At 69.9% G+C, this 17,768-nt stretch carries 19 protein-coding genes and 1 riboswitch; of the genes, 10 read left to right on the top strand and 9 right to left on the bottom strand.

Features of this window, described 5'->3' with window-relative positions:
• Nucleotides 1-12 precede the first annotated feature (12 nt).
• Nucleotides 13-1,050, top strand: coding sequence for an ABC transporter ATP-binding protein (locus tag ACQP2T_RS04855; protein WP_433514987.1), 1,038 nt, complete (start codon nucleotides 13-15; stop codon nucleotides 1,048-1,050).
• Nucleotides 1,034-2,050 carry an ABC transporter ATP-binding protein gene (locus ACQP2T_RS04860; RefSeq protein ID WP_433514988.1) on the top strand — a complete coding sequence of 339 codons (1,017 nt, stop codon included), beginning with the start codon at nucleotides 1,034-1,036 and terminating at the stop codon, nucleotides 2,048-2,050. The genes ACQP2T_RS04855 and ACQP2T_RS04860 overlap by 17 nt, the downstream gene beginning before the upstream one ends.
• Before the next feature lie 103 nt (nucleotides 2,051-2,153).
• On the opposite strand, the gene ACQP2T_RS04865 is transcribed toward ACQP2T_RS04860, so the two are convergent.
• The 5 genes from ACQP2T_RS04865 to ACQP2T_RS04885 all read right to left on the bottom strand — a co-directional run bounded on the left by ACQP2T_RS04865 (nucleotide 2,154) and on the right by ACQP2T_RS04885 (nucleotide 7,277).
• Complete coding sequence (locus tag ACQP2T_RS04865; RefSeq protein ID WP_433519712.1) at nucleotides 2,154-3,311, bottom strand: lipid-transfer protein; 1,158 nt, start codon at nucleotides 3,309-3,311, stop codon at nucleotides 2,154-2,156.
• A gap of 23 nt (nucleotides 3,312-3,334) precedes the next feature.
• On the bottom strand, nucleotides 3,335-3,739 hold the full coding sequence (locus tag ACQP2T_RS04870) for a Zn-ribbon domain-containing OB-fold protein (protein WP_433514989.1): 405 nt from the start codon (nucleotides 3,737-3,739) through the stop codon (nucleotides 3,335-3,337).
• A 26-nt stretch (nucleotides 3,740-3,765) separates the two neighbouring features.
• Nucleotides 3,766-5,235 carry a S8 family serine peptidase gene (locus ACQP2T_RS04875; RefSeq protein WP_433514990.1) on the bottom strand — a complete coding sequence of 490 codons (1,470 nt, stop codon included), beginning with the start codon at nucleotides 5,233-5,235 and terminating at the stop codon, nucleotides 3,766-3,768.
• Nucleotides 5,232-6,266, bottom strand: coding sequence for a hypothetical protein (locus ACQP2T_RS04880; RefSeq protein ID WP_433514991.1), 1,035 nt, complete (start codon nucleotides 6,264-6,266; stop codon nucleotides 5,232-5,234). The genes ACQP2T_RS04875 and ACQP2T_RS04880 overlap by 4 nt, the downstream gene beginning before the upstream one ends.
• A 204-nt stretch (nucleotides 6,267-6,470) precedes the next feature.
• Nucleotides 6,471-7,277 carry an SAM hydrolase/SAM-dependent halogenase family protein gene (locus tag ACQP2T_RS04885; protein WP_433514992.1) on the bottom strand — a complete coding sequence of 269 codons (807 nt, stop codon included), beginning with the start codon at nucleotides 7,275-7,277 and terminating at the stop codon, nucleotides 6,471-6,473.
• Between the two features lie 117 nt (nucleotides 7,278-7,394).
• On the opposite strand from ACQP2T_RS04885, the gene ACQP2T_RS04890 reads away from it, so the two are divergent.
• The 3 genes from ACQP2T_RS04890 to ACQP2T_RS04900 all read left to right on the top strand — a co-directional run bounded on the left by ACQP2T_RS04890 (nucleotide 7,395) and on the right by ACQP2T_RS04900 (nucleotide 9,318).
• Nucleotides 7,395-7,697 (top strand): DUF3263 domain-containing protein, encoded by a 303-nt coding sequence (locus ACQP2T_RS04890; protein WP_358557884.1) that lies wholly within the window; start codon nucleotides 7,395-7,397, stop codon nucleotides 7,695-7,697.
• Nucleotides 7,698-7,751: 54 nt separating this feature from the next.
• Nucleotides 7,752-8,594 carry a trehalose-phosphatase gene (otsB, locus tag ACQP2T_RS04895; RefSeq protein ID WP_433514993.1) on the top strand — a complete coding sequence of 281 codons (843 nt, stop codon included), beginning with the start codon at nucleotides 7,752-7,754 and terminating at the stop codon, nucleotides 8,592-8,594.
• 151 nt (nucleotides 8,595-8,745) lie between these two features.
• The gene (locus ACQP2T_RS04900) at nucleotides 8,746-9,318 is read left to right on the top strand and encodes a hypothetical protein (protein WP_433514994.1); all 573 of its coding nucleotides are present in this window, start codon (nucleotides 8,746-8,748) and stop codon (nucleotides 9,316-9,318) included.
• A gap of 4 nt (nucleotides 9,319-9,322) precedes the next feature.
• Here ACQP2T_RS04900 and ACQP2T_RS04905 read toward each other — a convergent pair whose 3' ends face one another.
• Together ACQP2T_RS04905 and ACQP2T_RS04910 are read right to left on the bottom strand one after the other, a co-directional pair.
• A complete protein-coding gene (locus ACQP2T_RS04905) occupies nucleotides 9,323-10,486 on the bottom strand; it encodes an MFS transporter (RefSeq protein ID WP_433514995.1) in 1,164 nt (387 codons plus the stop codon).
• Between the two features lies 1 nt (nucleotide 10,487).
• Nucleotides 10,488-11,912: an alpha,alpha-trehalose-phosphate synthase (UDP-forming) gene (locus ACQP2T_RS04910; protein ID WP_433514996.1), complete on the bottom strand. Its 1,425-nt coding sequence runs from the start codon at nucleotides 11,910-11,912 to the stop codon at nucleotides 10,488-10,490.
• 31 nt (nucleotides 11,913-11,943) lie between these two features.
• On the opposite strand from ACQP2T_RS04910, the gene ACQP2T_RS04915 reads away from it, so the two are divergent.
• From ACQP2T_RS04915 to groL, 5 genes are all read left to right on the top strand, one after another.
• On the top strand, nucleotides 11,944-12,498 hold the full coding sequence (locus ACQP2T_RS04915) for an RNA polymerase sigma factor (RefSeq protein ID WP_357961758.1): 555 nt from the start codon (nucleotides 11,944-11,946) through the stop codon (nucleotides 12,496-12,498).
• Nucleotides 12,499-12,589: 91 nt separating this feature from the next.
• Nucleotides 12,590-12,730: riboswitch (SAM riboswitch) on the top strand.
• A gap of 13 nt (nucleotides 12,731-12,743) precedes the next feature.
• The gene (gene thrC, locus ACQP2T_RS04920) at nucleotides 12,744-13,976 is read left to right on the top strand and encodes a threonine synthase (RefSeq protein WP_433514997.1); all 1,233 of its coding nucleotides are present in this window, start codon (nucleotides 12,744-12,746) and stop codon (nucleotides 13,974-13,976) included.
• 23 nt (nucleotides 13,977-13,999) lie between these two features.
• Nucleotides 14,000-14,275, top strand: coding sequence for a MoaD/ThiS family protein (locus ACQP2T_RS04925; RefSeq protein WP_225302533.1), 276 nt, complete (start codon nucleotides 14,000-14,002; stop codon nucleotides 14,273-14,275).
• Nucleotides 14,276-14,514: 239 nt separating this feature from the next.
• Nucleotides 14,515-14,715, top strand: a complete 201-nt coding sequence (locus tag ACQP2T_RS04930) for a cold-shock protein (protein WP_068927743.1) — start codon at nucleotides 14,515-14,517, stop codon at nucleotides 14,713-14,715.
• Nucleotides 14,716-15,024: 309 nt separating this feature from the next.
• Nucleotides 15,025-16,653 carry a chaperonin GroEL gene (gene groL / locus ACQP2T_RS04935; protein WP_433514998.1) on the top strand — a complete coding sequence of 543 codons (1,629 nt, stop codon included), beginning with the start codon at nucleotides 15,025-15,027 and terminating at the stop codon, nucleotides 16,651-16,653.
• A 96-nt stretch (nucleotides 16,654-16,749) separates the two neighbouring features.
• Here the strand turns inward: groL and ACQP2T_RS04940 are convergent, their stop codons facing one another.
• Entirely contained in the window at nucleotides 16,750-17,163 is a 414-nt protein-coding gene (locus ACQP2T_RS04940) for a GNAT family N-acetyltransferase (RefSeq protein WP_433514999.1), read from the bottom strand.
• 20 nt (nucleotides 17,164-17,183) lie between these two features.
• A complete protein-coding gene (locus ACQP2T_RS04945) occupies nucleotides 17,184-17,714 on the bottom strand; it encodes a YbhB/YbcL family Raf kinase inhibitor-like protein (protein ID WP_433515000.1) in 531 nt (176 codons plus the stop codon).
• Nucleotides 17,715-17,768 lie beyond the last annotated feature (54 nt).

Raw genomic sequence — 17,768 nt, forward strand, 5'->3', positions numbered from 1 at the left:
AAGGGGGTTCAAGTGAGAAAGGCATCAACGGACGTGTTGCCCGCCGAGGGAGGGCTGGGCGACGAGCCGCTGCTCGCCGTGGAGAATCTGCACGTGGAGTTCGCCACCCGCGCGGGCGTCGTGCGTGCGGTCAACGGGGTGAGCTACTCGCTCAGCCCCGGTGAGACTCTGGCCGTGCTGGGAGAGTCGGGTTCGGGCAAGTCAGTGACCGCCCAGGCGATCATGGGCATCCTGGACATGCCGCCGGCCCGCATCCCCAAGGGTGAGATCCGCTTTCGCGGCACCGACCTGCTGAAGCTCTCGGACGAGGCGCGCACCCAGGTGCGTGGCCAGCGGATCTCGATGGTGTTCCAGGACGCGCTGTCCGCGCTCAACCCGGTATTCACCGTGGGCTGGCAGATCAGCGAGATGTTCCGGGTGCACCGTGGCATGTCCAAGCGCGACGCCTACAACAAGGCGATCGAGCTGATGGACAAGGTGCGCATCCCGGCCGCCAAGCAGCGCGTCCACGACTATCCGCACCAGTTCTCCGGGGGCATGCGTCAGCGCATCATGATCGCCATGTCGATCGCGCTGGACCCCGAGGTGCTGATCGCGGACGAGCCGACCACCGCGCTCGACGTGACGGTTCAGGCCCAGATCATGGAGCTGCTCGCCGAACTCCAGCGCGAGAGCAACATGGGCATGATCCTCATCACGCACGACCTAGGCGTCGTGGCCGACGTCGCCGACAAGATCGCGGTCATGTACGGCGGGCGGATCGTCGAGAACGCCAGCGTGCACGACATCTACAAGACCCCGGCCCACCCCTACACCAAGGGGCTGCTGGAGTCGATCCCCCGGGTCGACCTCAAGGGCCAGGAACTGTACGCGATCAAGGGTCTGCCGCCCAACCTGCTCGACATGCCGACCGGCTGCGCCTTTCATCCGCGATGCCCGTATCGCCAGGACAACTGCGTGACGGACAACCCCCCGCTCTACGAGATCAGCGGCTCGCGCGGCAGCGCCTGTCACTACTGGAGGGAGGTCCTCGATGGCGACCAAGGGTGAGCGGATTCTCGAGGTCCGGGACCTGGTCAAGCACTTCCCGCTGACCCAGGGCATCCTGTTCAAGAAGCAGATCGGCGCGATCAAGGCCGTGGACGGCGTCTCGTTCGACCTCAACAGGGGCGAGACGCTGGGCATCGTGGGCGAGTCAGGCTGTGGCAAGTCCACACTGGCCAAGGTGCTCATGGCGCTGGAGCGGCCGACCTCCGGCTCGGTGAAGATCAACGGTAAGGACATCGCCAAGGCCAAGGGCGGTGAGCTCAAGCGGATGCGGCGCAACATCCAGATGGTGATGCAGGATCCGTACACCTCCCTGAATCCCCGGATGACCGTCGGCGACATCATCGGCGAGCCGTTCGACATCCACACCGAGGTCGCCCCCAAGGGCGACCGCCGCCGCAAGGTGCAGGAGCTGCTGGAGGTCGTGGGACTCAACCCCGACCACATCAACCGCTACCCGCACCAGTTCTCGGGCGGGCAGCGTCAGCGCATCGGCATCGCCCGCGGGCTGGCGCTCCAGCCGGAGATCATCGTCTGCGACGAGCCGGTCTCCGCGCTCGACGTGTCGATCCAGGCCCAGGTCATCAACCTGCTGGAGCGGCTGCAGAACGAGTTCGACCTGGCGTACATCTTCATCGCCCACGACCTGTCGGTGGTGCGCCACATCTCCGACCGGGTCGCGGTGATGTACCTGGGCAAGGTGGTGGAGCTCGGTAAGGACACCGAGATCTACGACAAGCCCGCTCATCCGTACACGCAGGCGCTGCTGTCGGCCGTGCCGGTCCCCGACCCCGAGGGCCGTGAGCAGCGTGAGCGGATCATCCTTCAGGGCGACCCGCCGTCGCCCGCCAACCCGCCGTCGGGCTGCCGCTTCCGCACCCGCTGCTGGAAGGCGCAGGAGATCTGCGCTGAGGAGGAGCCGCTGCTGCAGATCCGGCAGGGGACGGCGCACGCGAGCGCCTGCCACTTCGCCGAGACGCACGACGTGGTTCACGTCGGCTGATCACCGACATCACGCCCATCAAGGCCCTCCGCGGGAGCTTCCCGCGGGGGGCCTTGGCGGTTGTACGGCGATCCGTCAGTGGGTCACAAAAGCGCCGAGCCGGTCAGCGGGTGGCTATGACGGCCGAGCCGTGGCCGAACAGGCCCTGGTTGGCGGCCAGGCCGACCCTGGCGCCCTCGACCTGGCGCTCGCCCGCCCGGCCGCGCAGCTGCCGGGTCAGCTCGCAGACCTGGGCGATGGCCTGGGCGGGGATGGCCTCGCCGAACGAGGCGAGCCCGCCCGACGGGTTCACCGGTACGCGCCCGCCGAGCGCGGTGTCGCCCGCCCGCAGCAGCTTGCCGGCCTCGCCTGGCGGGCAGAGGCCCACGTCCTCGATCCAGTCCAGTTCGAGGGCCGTGGACAGGTCGTACACCTCGGCGAACGAGACGTCGCCCGGCCCGACGCCCGCCTCCTCGTAGGCGGCGTGCGCGATGGCGGCCCTGAAGGGGCGTTCCGGAGGGGGTACGGCGGCGGAGGAGTCGGTCGCGAAGTTCGGCAGCTCCAGGACCGTGTTGGGGAACGTGGGCGTCACCGTCGAGACGGCGGCGATGCGCACCGGGTCGGCCACGCCCAGTCGGCGGGCGTACTCGGGCGAGGCCAGCACCAGCGCGGCGCCGCCGTCCGAGGTCGCGCAGATGTCCATGAGGCGCAGGGGGTCGGCCACCATGGGCGAGGCCAGGACCTCCTCGGCCGTGACGACCTTGCGGTAGCGGGCCATCGGGTTCAGCGAACCGGCCAGGGAGTTCTTGACCTTGACGGCGGCGAAGTCGTCGGTGGTCTCGCCGTACAGGGCCAGCCGTCTACGCGCATAAAGGCCGAAATATGCGGGATTAGTGGCACCAAGCAGCCGGAACCGCAGCCAGTCGGGGTCGTCCGGGCGGTCGCCGCCGACCGGCTTGAAGAAGCCCTTGGGCGTGGCGTCCGCGCCCACCACCAGGGCCACGTCGCAGAGCCCCGCCATGATCCGCGTACGCGCGATGTCGATCGCCTGCGCCCCCGACGCGCACGCCGCGTAGCACGAGGCGATGCGAGCGCCGGACCAGCCGAGGGCCTGGGCGTAGGTGGATCCGGCGACGAACCCCGGATAGCCGTTCCTGATCGTGTCGGCGCCCACCAGGAACTGGACGTCGGTCCAGGCGATCCCGGCGTCCCGCAGCGCCTCCCGGGCCGCCGCCACGCCGTACTCCGCGAACGGCCTGCCCTGCTTGCCCCACGGGTGCATGCCCGTGCCGAGCACCACGACGCTCACGACGCCCGCCCCCACATCCACACCAGAGGTCCGTCGGCCAGCGGGCCGTGGGTGAGCTCGACCTCCATGCCGACCTCCAGCTCGTCCGCCGTGAGGTCCTTGACCTGCCCCAGCACCACGATGCCCGCGCCGGTCAGCTCCACCGCCGCCAGCGTCACGGGCGTGTACGGCTCGGCGGCCACGAACGGCTCGGGCGGGGGGTAGGCGGCGCTCGTGTACGACCAGACGCGGCCGCGTCTCGGCAGCCTGGTCTCCTCCATGGACTCCCCGTCGCAGTGCGGGTTGCGGCAGAACCCGCGCTGCGGCGGGAAGCAGACCGTGCCGCACGCCGCGCACCGGGTGCCGATCAGATGGGTGCCGGTGTCCTCGATGACGAACCAGCCGTCGATCGCAAGGCTCATAGGGAGGAGTATCACACAAGCGCTTGCTAGGTTACATCCCTCCCGCGCCAACGGTGCCGGACGAGCACCCGGGCCGACATGACCGCCGTCAGCAGCACCATGCCGAGCACCACCGGCAGCCGCGACGACGGCGCCTGGGACATCGGCGGCCGGGAGACCGGGCCGTCGCCGAAGTAGCCACCGGTCCCCACACCGGCCCCGGCGGACGCGGCGGGCCTCGCCAGGCGGTCGGCCGCGCGCAGGGCGAGCAGCGCGTTGGCCACCCCGTGCCCGTACGAGCGGTTGTAGCCGTCGGCGGGGCGTCGCCTGGTGCCCTGCTCGATGGCCGTCCGCACGTGGTACGGCGAAAGGCCGGGGTACATCGCCTTGATCAGCGCGGCGATGCCCGCCACCATGGCCGCGGCCGAGCTCGTCCCGTCGCCCACCACGTACGAGTCGGCGCCGTCGGCGGTCACGATGCCGGTCCCCGGGGCGACCACTGAGAGGTAGTCCTGGCGATTGGAGAACGGCGCCACCTCCAGCCGCCGGTCGACCGCGCCCACCGCGATCACACCGGGGTAGGCGGCGGGGAAGTTCTTCTTGTTGGTCGTGTCGCCGTCGTTGCCGGACGAGGCCACCAGCACGGCGCCGCGGCTGATGGCGTACTGGACGGCCTCCTCCTCGGCGGCCGAGCCCTCCCAGGAGCCGCTGCCGCCGCCGAGCGACATGCTGATGACGTCGGCGCCGTGGTCGACCGCGTAGCGGATGCCTTTGGCGAGGGCGTCGCGGCCGCCGGCGCGCTGCTTCTGGCGGAGCGGGTCGCCGTTCTCCAGCGTGACCCTGACGGACAGGACGCGGGCGGCGGGGGCGACCCCGATGACCCCGCTGTCCGCGTGACCGCCGCCCGTGGTCCCGGTCACCGCTCGGCCGACCGCTGTCCCGGTCGCTGCGAGATCGCTTGCCGTCCCGGTCGCCGCGAGATCGGTCGCTGTACCGCTTGCCGCGCGGTCGCCTGCTGCGGGGTCGCCCACTGCGGGGGTGCCTGTTGCGGCCTTACGTGTTGCGGGGACGTCTGCGGTCCCGTGGCCTGCCGTCCCGCGTGCCACGGTCGGGCCGTCTGGTGTCCCGCCGTTCGCTGTCAGGCTGTTCACCGCCGGGGTGCTGCGGTTGTGGCCGCGGCCGGCGATGAGGCTGGCCATGGCGGTGCCGTGGTGGCCCCACAGGGCTGGTTCGCCGGCGTCGCCGGTCAGGTCGGGCCCGGCGACCACCGCGCCGGCCAGGTCGGGGTGGCGGGCGTTCACGCCGGTGTCCAGTACGGCGACCAGCACGCCGGCGCCCCGGCTCAGCTTCCACGCCTCGGGCAGGCGCAGGGTGGCGAGCTGCCACTGTCCGGCGCGGGCCGCCGAGCCCACGTCATCGGAGGCGCTCGGTCCCGCCCCGGCCACCAGGACCCCCGCCGCCAGGGGCCCGGCCATCAGCAGGCCCACCGCCAGTGATCCGGCCAGGGGCCTGATCATCTGGTCAGACTTCCGTACAGGGCCGTGGCCAGCCGGCGGGCGGTGTCACCGAGGCGTCTGGCGACGAGCTCGCCCGGTTGGTACGGCCGGCCGTCCGCGTACCCGGCGGCCGTCGCCACGACGTAGGCGTCGTTCGACGAGATCAGCGCGCCGGTGACGTACTGCGACTCGCCGAACCGCTCGGCCGGCCCACCGGGAAAGGCCACCGGCCGCACGGTCGGCAACCGCCCCGCGATGGTCCCGGACCGGTCACCCAGCCCATCACCCCGGCCGGTAGCCGACTCTGGGCCCGCCAAGTGCCCGGTCCCGTTCTCGGGCCCGATTCCGGGCAAGTGTCCGGTGGCCGGGTCCGGCAGTTGGTCGGTGTCGGTCTCTGGCGGCATGGCGGGCAGACGGCCTGTGCCGGTCTCGGCCCCTGCTTCGGGCAAGCGTCCGGTGGCCGCGTCTGGCAGTTGGCCGGTGCCGGTCACTCGCGACTCGCCGAGCGGACGGCCCGCGCCGGTGTCCGGCGTGCCGCCGAACGGACGGTCGGCGCCGGTCCCCGGTGTGCCGTCGGGCGGACCGCCGGTACCAGCCCCTGACGGCCCGTCGGGACGGCCGGTGGCGGTCGCTCGCGGCGCGCCGGGCAGACAGCCGGTGCCGGTCTCTGATGACCCGGTCGGCAGGCGGCCCGCGAGTGTCAGCGGGAGGTCGTCCGTCAGGCGGTCAAGGGGCCGGAGGGCATCAGGGCCGGTCAGTACGGCGATGCCGACCGTCGCCACGAACGTCTGCGTGCTGTCCGCGTACGTGGCGCGTAAGGCCGTGACGCACCCACGCAGCAGCCGCGCGACCCCGGGTTGGAAGGCCACCCGGCACGGCGACTCCGGGGCGACGCCGGCCAGGACATAGGTCACGCGGGCCCCGGAGGGGCTGGTGCCGGGCACGGAGCTCGGGAACACCCTGGCCACCGGCCACGCGTGCCAGCGTTCCGGCACGGGTGGCTCCGACGACGGCAGGGCCGCGGACAGCAGTGAGAGCAGCACAACAGACAAAGGGAACACGTGCACCTCGCGGGCAGGGGAGGGGTCGCCCGATGCCCGTGCATTCTGACACGCGATCGACGGTCCAATCTGACGCTTCGGTAAACAGACCGATACGCGGTGTAATTTCCTTTTGGCGGCTTTCGTCGCGCGGAGAGGGCGAGAGCCGCACATGGGCTCGGTCAGGGCGAGGGTGAGAGGCGCACATGGGCTCGGTCAGGGCGAGGGTGAGAGGCGCACATGGGCGCCCGGTGGCAGGCCGAGGCGCTGGGCCGCGTCGCCCGAGTTCACGGCTATGGCGATCAGCCCGGCCGAGTCGGCGAAGGCCACCAGCTCGCCCGGCGGCACCGCCGCGAACGTCTCCCGGTACGGCAGCGCCAACTGCCTGCGCCCCAGCCAGACCCCGAGCGTGTCACCGATCCGCACACCCAGCGCCGCCAGGTCGCCCGCCGCGATCGACAGCTGGGTGTTGCCGTAGCGGTCGACCGAGACCACCTCACCCTCGACGGACCCCTCGCGTAGCTTCGAGGTCGGCTCCGGCAGCGAGACCAGCCGCGAGAGCGGAACCTCGGGCCCCAGCTCGGCCGGTTTCAGCCCGCCGCACAGCCGCCCGGCCACCGGCGAGAACACGTCCCGCCCGTGGAAGGTCGGCGAGACCGGATGCAGGAAGTAGTCGGCGTTGCTGATCTCGTAGGCCGCCTCCGCCCCGCCGCTGGCGTGCATGGCCCACGAGAGGAGCCCGTTGTCGGGGCCGATGAACACCCGCCCGCCCGCCTCCACGGCGACCGCCCGCCTGGCTCCGCCCGCGCCGGGGTCGACCGCCCCGATGTGCACGCCCTTCGGGAGATAGGGGATGGTTTGGGAGAGTATGGCGGCGCCGCGCCGTACATCGCCCGAGGGGATCAGGTGGCACACGTCGATCACCCTGGCCTCGGGGGCGATCCCGGCTATCACTCCATGACAGGCGGCCACATAGCCATCTTCGAGTCCGTAGTCGGTGAGAAGTGTGATGACTGAGGTCACATTTGGTGACTGTACGTCTCTCAATCCGCCGTGAACACCCGCACTCCGCACATTACGATTGGCACGGGCCCGCGTTCCCACGATGTGATCGTCGCGCGCCCTTCCGAGGAGGACACCATGGACACTGCGCCGGTCAGCGGTGACAGTGCTGCCCAGGAACCGTCCAGACGACCCCTCTCCGAACGCGATCTCGAACTCCTCGCCTTCGAACGCCAATGGCGGCGTTACGCGGGTGCGAAGGAGCAGGCCATCAAGGAGACCTTCGGGTTCTCCGCCACTCGCTACTACCAGCTCCTCGGCGAGCTGATCGATCGGCCGGAGGCGCTCCAGCAGGATCCGATGCTGGTCAAGCGGCTGCGCCGGCTGCGTTCCACGCGTCAGCGCGAGCGCGCCGCCAGACGGTTTGGCATGCGTCCCTGACCTGCTGGGTAAGGCAGGCGCGTGAAGAACATCAGACAAACGGGATCACCCGGTATGGAAGCGATCCTGAAGGATCCGGCGGGAGTCGTGATCGGGCTCGACTTCGACGGCACTCTCGCGCCGATCGTGGCCGATCCCGCCTCCGCCAGGATCCATCCGGAAGCGCCGCCCGTACTCGCCGAGCTGGGCAGGTACGTCAATGCGGTGGCGATTGTGACCGGCCGGCCGGTGGCCACGGCTCTGCGGCTCGGGTCCGGCCTGGCTGACGCGCCCGGTCTGGCTGACACGCCGGGCTCAACCGACTCGCCCGGCCCGACCGACGTGCCCGGTTTGGCCGATGTGCCCGGCCTGGTGGTGCTGGGGCATTACGGATTCGAGCGCTGGGAGGACGGCCAGGTCTCGGCGCCGCCGCCCCCGCCCGGCGTGCTCGAGGCCGAGGCCGAGCTGCAACTGCTGCTCGTCTCCCTCGGTGTGAAAGGCGTGGCGATCGAGGACAAGGGCCGGGCGGTCGCCGTGCACACCCGGCGCAGCGCCGACCCCGAGGGCACGCTGGAGGCCCTGCGTGAGCCGCTGGCCGCGCTGGCGAAGAAGCACGGGCTGGTCGTCGAGCCCGGCCGGCTGGTGCTCGAACTGCGGCCGCCGGGCATGGACAAGGGCCACGCGCTCGGCCTGTTCCTGGCCGAGCGGGCGGCCAGGTCGGTCATGTTCGTCGGCGACGACCTGGGCGATCTGGCGGCCTTCGACGCGGTCAGAAACTCGGGGTTGCCAGGGGTGAACGTGTGCAGTGGCTCTGCCGAGGTGACCGCGCTGGCCGAGCGGGCCGACATCGTGGTGGACGGCCCCGACGGCGTGGTGGCCCTGCTGCGGGAGCTCGCGTCGGCTTTCAAGGGGAGCTGACGCGTCGGCTTTCAAGAGGAGTTGACGCGTCGGCTTTCAAGAGGCACCGAGGCTTTCACGAGGCACCGAACCGCGCCGACCCGCCTGCAAGTAGGCAATCCGCCTACGAATAGGCAACCCGCCTGCAAGCGCGCGCCGGTACGGTCGCGGGATGTCGAAGAGATACCTTGCCGTGGCGGGCCTGTCCGTGGCCGCCGCCCTCCTCGTCCCGGCCGCCCCTGCGTCAGCGAGCACCGCGAGCCATCCGCTCAAGCTGCGCCAAGGGCTGACGCTGTCCCTTCCGAGCTCATGGAAGGTGTACGGCAAGGGCGACTGGATCCATGTCGTCACCGGCAAGTGCGCCAAGCCCAAGGGGGAGTACTTCACACCGGAGTGCCGCGGCTTCTGGGTGCTCGGGCCCGCGGCCATCAAGGTGGGTCACGAGCTCAATCCGTACACGCCCGACCAGCCCTTCTACTCAGCGACCGACGTGGAGCCCTGCCCGCTCAACCGCAAGTGGGGCCAGACGTTCAACGGCGCGGCGGCCAAGGGGCTGCGCCAGGTCGGGCCCGGCCACAAGGCGTACTACCGCGCGTGGAAGGGCACCTGCGTCTCCGGGACGGGCAAGAAGCGGGCCACTTTCGTCCAGCGGGAGTGGTATCTGCCCAAGAGCGGCGTCCTCGTCGTCGACTCATGGAACACCCCCGGCCTGCCCGGCGTACTCAAGCACGCGACCTGGCGATAAGCGCTCAGGCGCGCGGCCTGGCGATGAGCACGCCGCCGGCGGCCAGGCCGATGAGGGCGGGGACCAGCAGGAACGCGTTCCAGGTGCCGAAGCCGTCGGCGAGCGCGCCGAGCGCGAGCGGCCCGAGCGCCATCGCGGACCCGGCCCAGATCGGCGCCGCCGCGCCGGCCCGGTCGGGCCGGTCGCCCGCGTGCGTGATCAGCGCGGCCATCGCGAGCGGGAAGTGCAGGGACGCGCCGAGCCCGCTGAGCGCGAGACCCGCGTAGGACAGGACGGGCCAGGTGCTCAACCAGAAGAGCAGCCAGCCCACCGCGGTGACCGCCAGGGCGCCCAGGAAGAGCCGCGCGGGCGGCAGGCGTAAGGCCAGGTACGCGCCGGCGAACCGGCCCGCCGCCAGCCCGGCCAGGAACGCGGTCAGCCCGGTCGCGGCGGCGGCCGCGCTCAGGCCGGTGCGCGCGGCGAACAGCTCGGCGGCCCACAGGTTGAACGAGAACTCCAGCGCCACGCAGCAGCACAGCACGCCGCCCGCCACCAAGAAGCGCCACCCGGGCGGCGCCGGTCCTTCGCCGGTGGGCGAGGCCGCCACGGTCGTGGCCGGGGGCCAGACCCGCGCCATCGTCACGACCAGCAGCGCGGTGAGCGCGGGGGTGAGGAGCAGCGCGGCCCGCCAGCCGAGCGCGGTCTGCGCGACCGCGCTGAGCAGGAAGGTCGCCGCCACGCCCGCCACGACGCCGACGGCGTTCGCCTCGCTCAGCGCGGCCGGGCCGGCCGGCCCGTGGTGCTCGCTGAGGGCGGCCATGGCGCTGTAGAGGGCGATCGAGCCGAAGCCGCCGGCCACGCCATAGCCGAGCAGCGTCAGGGGCAGCGCGGAGAACAGCACGATCAGGAGCACGCCCGCGTTCATCCCGGCCAGGCCGATCCAGGTGGTGACCCGCCTGCCATAGCGCCTGGTGAGGAGCGGGAGGGAGAGACCGGCCAGGATCGTGCCCACGGCCATCGCGGTGCCGTGCAGGCCGGCGACCGTGCCGGAGGTCCGCTGCTGGAGGCGGAGGAGCGGCAGGGCGGCGCTCAGGCCGTAGACGAACGTGGCGAACGTGCCGAGGATCAGGTAGATCAGCCAGGTCGGCCGGTCCCTGGTCAGCCGGGTGCTCTCTGAGATCGCCGACATGCTAGGCCAGCGCGTCCAGCTGGGCGGCGAACCACTTCTGCGGCGGGAGCGCGGTGGCCGCCGCCTCCAGCCGATCGCGGCGGTTCATGCGCTCCTCCTCGGGCATGACCAGGGCGTCGTGCAGCGCGACGGCCGTGCCGCTCACGTCGTAGGGGTTGACCAGGAGCGCGTGCGGGCCCAGCTCGGCAGCCGCGCCCGCCTCGCGCGAGAGCACCAGCGCGGCGCGCGGCGACAGGATCGGGCCCTCCTTGGCCACCAGGTTCATGCCGTCGCGGATCGGGTTGACCAGCAGCACGTCGGCCAGCCGGTAGGCGGCCAGCGAGCGCGGGTAGTCGTCGTTGACGTTGAGTATCAGCGGGTCCCAGTCCTCGGTGCCGAACTCGTCCTCGATCTCCTGGGCGCAGCGCTGCACCGAGGCGGTGTATTCGCGGTATTCGGGCAGGTCGTGCCGGCTGGGATAGGCGAACGCCAGATGCACCACCCGGCCGTGCCACTCCGGATGGGCGAGCAGGAACTCCCGGTAGGCCACCAGCCCGCGGACGATGTTCTTGGACAGCTCGGTGCGGTCGATGCGGACGATCAGTCGGCGGTCGCCGACCTGCTCCCTGATCGCGGCGATGTTGGACTCGACGTCGGGCTCGTGGGCCCGTGCCCACAGCGCCTCGCCGTCGACGCCGAGGCCGTGCACGCCGATGCGGGTGGTCCTGCCCTCGTGGGTGACCGTACGGCCGGCCCGGTCGACCTCCGCGCCGAGCAGGGCGCGGCAGCAGTCCATGAACGCCCCCGCCCAGCGTTCGGTGAGGAAGCCGGCGTGGTCGGCGCCCAGGATGCCTTCGAGCACCTCGCGCGCGACGTCGTCGGGCAGCAGCGAGAAGTATTCGGGCGGGGCCCACGGCGTGTGGCTGAAGTGCGCGATGCGCAGGTCGGGCCGCTCGGCGCGGAGCATCGCCGGGGTCAGCGTGAGGTGGTAGTCCTGGACCATCACGCGGGCCTCGTGCCCGGCCTCCTCGGCCAGCGCCAGCGCGAACGCGCCGTTGTAGTCGCGGTAGGACTCCCACTCGCGCTCGAACCTGGTGCCGAACAGCGGCGCGTTGGGAATGTCGTAGAGCAGGTGGTTGACGAACCACAGCGTGGAATTGGCCACGGCGTTGTAGGCGCGGTGGAAGGTGGCCGGCGGGATGTCGAGCATCCGCAGCGCGCCGGTGTCGTAGCCGGCCTGGTCGAGCCGGCCGCCGGGCGCCTGGCGTACGGCACCGCGGTCACCGTCGGACAAAGCAGCACAGACCCACAGCACGCCGTCGTCCTTCAGGACCCCGGAGAGCCCGGACACCAGGCCGCCACCGCCGCGCTTCATCGTCAGCACACCGTCGTCCGAGACGGTGAACGAGACGGGTCCTCTGTTAGAGGCGACCAGGACGCTGTTCATTAAAGCTCCCTCCGACCATAGGATCCCAGCTATGGCGCTTGATGACCTAACCGAGGAACTCGCCCGCTCCGCCGCTGCCGGAGATCATCGCGCACTGGGCGAACTCCTGAGGCGGATCGAACCCGACGTGCTGCGCCATTGCGCCCGAATCCTGCCCTATCACCAGGATGCGGAAGAAGCCTCCCAGGACACCCTGCTGGCCGTGGCGCGCAACATCGGGCGCTTCGAGGGGCGGGCCAGGTTCAGCACCTGGCTGCACATCGTGACGGCCAACTGCGCCCGTACGACCTACCGCACGCTGAAGCGCCGCTCGGCCGAGCAGACCTCCGACGAGCTCCCCATGCAGAAGCCCGACGCGCGGCGGGTCAGCGTGATCGCCGGATCGCGGCTCGACCTGCTCGACGCGATGGAGTCGCTGGAGGCCAGCAAGCCCGACCTGGCCCAGGCCCTCGTGCTGCGCGACATCGTGCAGCTCGACTACAACGAGGTCGCCGAGCAGCTCGGCATCCCGCTCGGCACCGCGAAATCCCGCATCCACCAGGCGCGCAAGTACGTTCAGGGCGTCCTGGGGGAGGACTACCGCTGAAAGTTTCACTGAGACTGTACGTCTCGCTTCGTGAGACGGTTGGTGGCTTGACGCGCCTGGCCAGGTAGAGTCAGGCCAGACAACTGAATATTGCTCATCCAGAGGGGTGGAGGGACCGGCCCTGCGAAGCCCCGGCAACCCTCCCGGATTCAGACTCGCGACCTCGCGAGGCCGACCGGGACAGGTGCCAATTCCGGTCTGCGGTCAAGGTGGCCGCAGGCGAAGATGAGGGAAGGCCTCGCTTCATGTCGCACGATTTCGGACCCGCTGTCGCTCTCTCCTGCCGCGAGTGCGGCACCCGTTACGAACTCGGTCCCAGCTTCGCCTGCCTGGAGTGTTTCGGGCCGCTCGAAGCGGCCTACTCTTTCGGTGACGTCACCCGGAAGGACATCGAGTCCGGCCCCGCCAACATCTGGCGCTACCGCTCACTGCTCCCCGTGCCCGTCGACGTCGCCACCAAGCCGAACATGAACCCCGGCTGGACCAAGCTCGTCAAGGCCGGCAATCTCGGCCGCGCGCTGGGCATCAAGTCCCTGTACGTCAAGGACGACTCGGGCAATCCCACCCACTCCTTCAAGGACCGGGTGGTGGCCATCGCCGTCGAGGCGGCGCGTAACTTCGGGTTCCACACCCTTTCCTGCTCCTCCACCGGCAACCTCGCGGGCGCGGTCACGGCCGCCGCCGCAAGGGCCGGGCTCGACGCCTGTGTGTTCATCCCCGCCGGGCTGGAGCAGGCCAAGATCGCCATGGCCCGGGTGTTCGGCGGCAAGCTGGTCGCCATCGACGGCTCCTACGACGAGGTCAACCGGTTCTGCTCCGAGCTCATCGGCGACCCGCTGGGCGACAAGTGGGGCTTCGTCAACGTCAACCTGCGGCCCTACTACGCCGAAGGCTCCAAGACGCTCGCCTACGAGATCGCCGAGCAGCTCGGCTGGCGGTTGCCCGAGCAGATCATCATCCCGGTGGCCTCCGGCTCCCAGCTCACCAAGATCGACAAGGGCTTCAAGGAGCTGATCGCGCTCGGCCTGGTCGAGGACCGGCCTTACAAGATCTTCGCCGCGCAGGCCAAGGGCTGCTCTCCCGTGTCGGCCGCTTTCAAGGCCGGCCACGACGTGGTCCAGCCGGTCAAGCCCGACACCATCGCCAAGTCGCTGGCCATCGGCAACCCCGCCGACGGCCCGTACGTGCTCGACATCGCCCGCCGCACCGGCGGGGCGGTGGAGGACGTCACGGACCCCGAGATCGTCGCCGCCATCAAGCTGCTGGCCTCCACGGAGGGCATCTTCGCCGAGACGGCCGGCGGCGTCACCGTGGGAGTGCTGAAGAAGCTCGTCGAGACCGGGCAGCTCGACCCGGAGGCCGAGACCGTGGTGCTCAACACCGGCGACGGGCTCAAGACGCTCGACGCCGTCGCCGACGACGCCCAGCCCACGGCAGTGATCCGGCCCTCGCTCGACGCGTTCCGCGCGGCTGTCTGACAACCAGGAAAGGCAAGTTAATCATGAGCGTTTCTGTGCGGATTCCCACCATTCTGCGCACCTACACCGGTGGTAACGCGGAAGTGAGTGGGGAGGGCGCGACTCTCCGTGACGTGCTGGCGAAGCTCGACTCCGACTACCCGGGGATCGGCGCGAGAATTCTGGATGAATCGGGCAAGATTCGTCGTTTTGTCAACGTTTATGTCGGCGAAGAGGATGTCCGTTTTGTCGACGGACTTGACACGGCCGCCCCCGAGGGCGTGCAGATCTCCATCATCCCGGCGGTCGCCGGAGGGTAGTCACCCGCTCACTTCAGAAGGCGCTCCCATCTGGGGCGCCTTCTGTTTTTTCCGACAATTCAACGTTGAACGACTCACTCGCCGATGAAATGCGTAATTTGTTGATTGACTCTGTTGCCAAACGCTGTGCCACAGGTATGGTCGAGGGCGATCGCCTGGTTATTTCTCCATATGTCAGGCGATTGAGGGTCTCGCGTAGGAATGGGCGGGATCTATGAGCCCAGTAAGAGGAGTCGGAAGTGGCGCAGGGCACCGTCAAGTGGTTCAACGCGGACAAGGGCTACGGCTTCATCGCGGTAGACGGTGGCAAGGATGTATTCGTCCATTACTCAGCGATCATGATGGATGGCTATCGCTCGCTCGAACAAGGCCAGCGCGTCGAGTTCGAGATCACGCAGGGGCAGAAGGGCCCCCAAGCGGAGTCCGTGCGAGCGGTCTGAACTCACGAAGCTGGTATGTACCGGCAGGTCGCACGGCAGCGCAGTCCGGGCGAAACCGCCACTCATCCTTCGTCGACTCGGCTACGGCGGGTCCGGATGGGCCCGCCGTACTGACTGACCTGGGCATGCGGGTGTCTCAGCTTGCACTCGGCAGGGTAGAGTGCTAAACAGTTCGTTGGCACTCTCTGTTCGAGAGTGCCAACACTGGATCGGGACGATGGGGTCTGCCGAACGGAGATGCAGGCCCATGCCGTCGCGGGCGTCGGCTCGGTCCATTGAAGCCACCCTGCATCTGGGAGGTCTAGCCTTATGGCAGCCAAGATGATCGCGTTTGACGAGGACGCCCGGCGCGGTCTCGAGCGCGGCATGAACCAGCTGGCCGACGCGGTCAAGGTGACCCTGGGTCCCAAGGGCCGCAACGTCGTGCTGGAGAAGAAGTGGGGCGCTCCCACGATCACCAACGATGGTGTGTCCATCGCCAAGGAGATCGAGCTCGAGGACCCGTGGGAGAAGATCGGCGCCGAGCTGGTCAAGGAAGTCGCCAAGAAGACGGACGACGTCGCGGGTGACGGCACCACGACGGCCACCGTGCTCGCCCAGGCGCTGGTGCGCGAGGGCCTGCGCAACGTCGCCGCCGGCGCCAACCCGATGTCGCTGAAGAAGGGCATCGAGTCGGCGGTCGAGCGGGTCAGCGAGGAGCTGTCCAAGCTGGCCAAGGACGTGGAGACCAAGGAGCAGATCGCCTCCACCGCCTCCATCTCCGCCGCCGACCCCGAGATCGGCTCGCTCATCGCCGAGGCGATGGACAAGGTCGGCAAGGAAGGCGTCATCACCGTCGAGGAGAGCAACACCTTCGGCCTCGAGCTTGAGCTCACCGAGGGCATGCGCTTCGACAAGGGCATGACGTCGATGTACTTCGTGACGGACTCCGAGCGCATGGAGGCCGTGCTCGAGGACCCGTACATCCTGATCGTCAACTCGAAGATCTCGGCCAACAAGGACCTGCTGCCGCTGCTCGACAAGGTCGTGCAGTCCGGCAAGCCGCTCCTGATCATCTCCGAGGACATCGAGGGCGAGGCCCTGGCCACCCTAGTGGTCAACAAGATCCGTGGCCTGTTCCGCTCCGTCGCGGTCAAGGCTCCGGGCTTCGGCGACCGCCGCAAGGCCATGCTGGGCGACATCGCCACGCTGGCCGGCGGCCAGGTGATCTCCGAGGAGATCGGCCTCAAGCTGGAGAACGCCACCCTCGACCAGCTGGGCCGCGCCCGCAAGGTCGTGGTGACCAAGGACGAGACCACCATCGTCGACGGTGCCGGTGACCCCGAGCAGATCGCCGGCCGGGTCAACGAGATCCGCGCCGAGATCGACCGGACCGACTCCGACTACGACCGTGAGAAGCTCCAGGAGCGGCTGGCCAAGCTGGCCGGCGGCGTGGCGGTCATCAAGGCCGGCGCGGCGACCGAGGTCGAGCTGAAGGAGCGCAAGCACCGCATCGAGGACGCCGTTCGCAACGCGAAGGCGGCCGTCGAGGAGGGCATCGTCCCCGGCGGTGGCGTGGCGCTGCTGCAGGCGGGCGCCAAGGCGTTCGACAAGCTCGAGCTCAATGGCGACGAGGCCACCGGTGCCGCGATCGTGAAGAAGGCGCTCGAGGAGCCGCTGAAGCAGATCGCCGTCAACGCCGGCCTTGAGGGCGGCGTCGTGGTGGAGAAGGTCCGCAACCTGACCCCGGGTGAGGGCCTCAACGCCGCTTCGGGCGACTACGTCAACATGTTCGAGGCGGGCATCATCGACCCGGCCAAGGTGACGCGCTCGGCGCTGCAGAACGCCGCTTCCATCGCGGCGCTCTTCCTCACCACCGAGGCGGTCATCGCCGAGAAGCCCGAGAAGACCCCTGCCGCCCCCGCCGGCATGCCCGGTGGCGGAGACATGGACTTCTAAGTCTCTTCACCAGAGACCAGGTCTCTTCTCACCAGACCGGCCCGGACGCACGTCGTCCGGGCCGGTCTGTTTTTGTGCGAAGAGCCGTACATGTGATCATTTAAGGGGCTTGACCCAGCGCGACCACATGGGCTGGAGCGCGTAGCCGGCGGCGGACCACGCCCCATGGGCGGAGACGTTGTCGTCCAGCACCATGGCGTCGGCGCGGAAGGCGCCGAAGGCGGCGAAACGGGACTCGGCCGCGGCCAGGAGCGTGGTGGCGATGCCCTTACGGCGGTGGGACGGGTGGACGGCGAGGCGATAGAGGTGCGCTCGCCAGCCGTCCCAGCCCGCGATGAGCGTGCCTGCCAGCTCCCCGTCGAGCTCGGCGAGGAGCAGGGCCTCCGGGTCGCGCTCGATCAGCGCCACCACCTTGTCGGGCGAGTCGCGCCGGTCGGTGCCCTCAGCGGCCAGGAGCCAGAAGTCGAGCACGGCGGGCACGTCATCGAGCCCGCCGTGTCGTACCTTCACCCCCGAGGCTGCTTCCATCATCAGACGCCGAAGTGGGCGACGATGTGGCCGCGCGCGAGCGTGTTGGCGGTGATGTTGAAGCCGACCACCGCAGGGCTGGCGTCACTGTCGACGCCCAGCTCGGCCACGCCCAGCGCGTGCACCGTGAAGATGTAGCGGTGCGGGTCGCCGGGAGGGGGAGCGGCGCCGCCGTAGTCCTTGCTGTTGTAGTCGTTGCGCGCGTGCGTGGCCCCCGCGGGCAGGCCCTTGAACTCAGGAGCGGTGCCGGCGCCCGTGGGCAGCTCGGAGACGGAGGCCGGGAGGTCGAAGAGCACCCAGTGCCAGAACCCGCTGCCCGTGGGGGCGTCGGGGTCGTAGCAGGTCACGGCGTAGCTCTGCGTCTCGGCCGGGGCGCCGGACCACTGGAGGTGGGGTGACAGGTTCTGGCCGGTCATGCCCCACTTGTCGAAGACGTGCAGGTCCCCCAGCCTCTCCCCGTCCGCGATGTCGTTGCTCTGGACCGTGAGCGAGGGGACCGACGGCAGGTATTCGTGTGGCAGCGGTGCGGGCACGGCGTCCTCCTTGGTAGAGATCCTCCACTACTCCAGCCATCCTAGGAGTGCGTC

The sequence above is a fragment of the Nonomuraea sp. CA-143628 genome (assembly GCF_050942315.1).
GTDB lineage: Bacteria > Actinomycetota > Actinomycetes > Streptosporangiales > Streptosporangiaceae > Nonomuraea.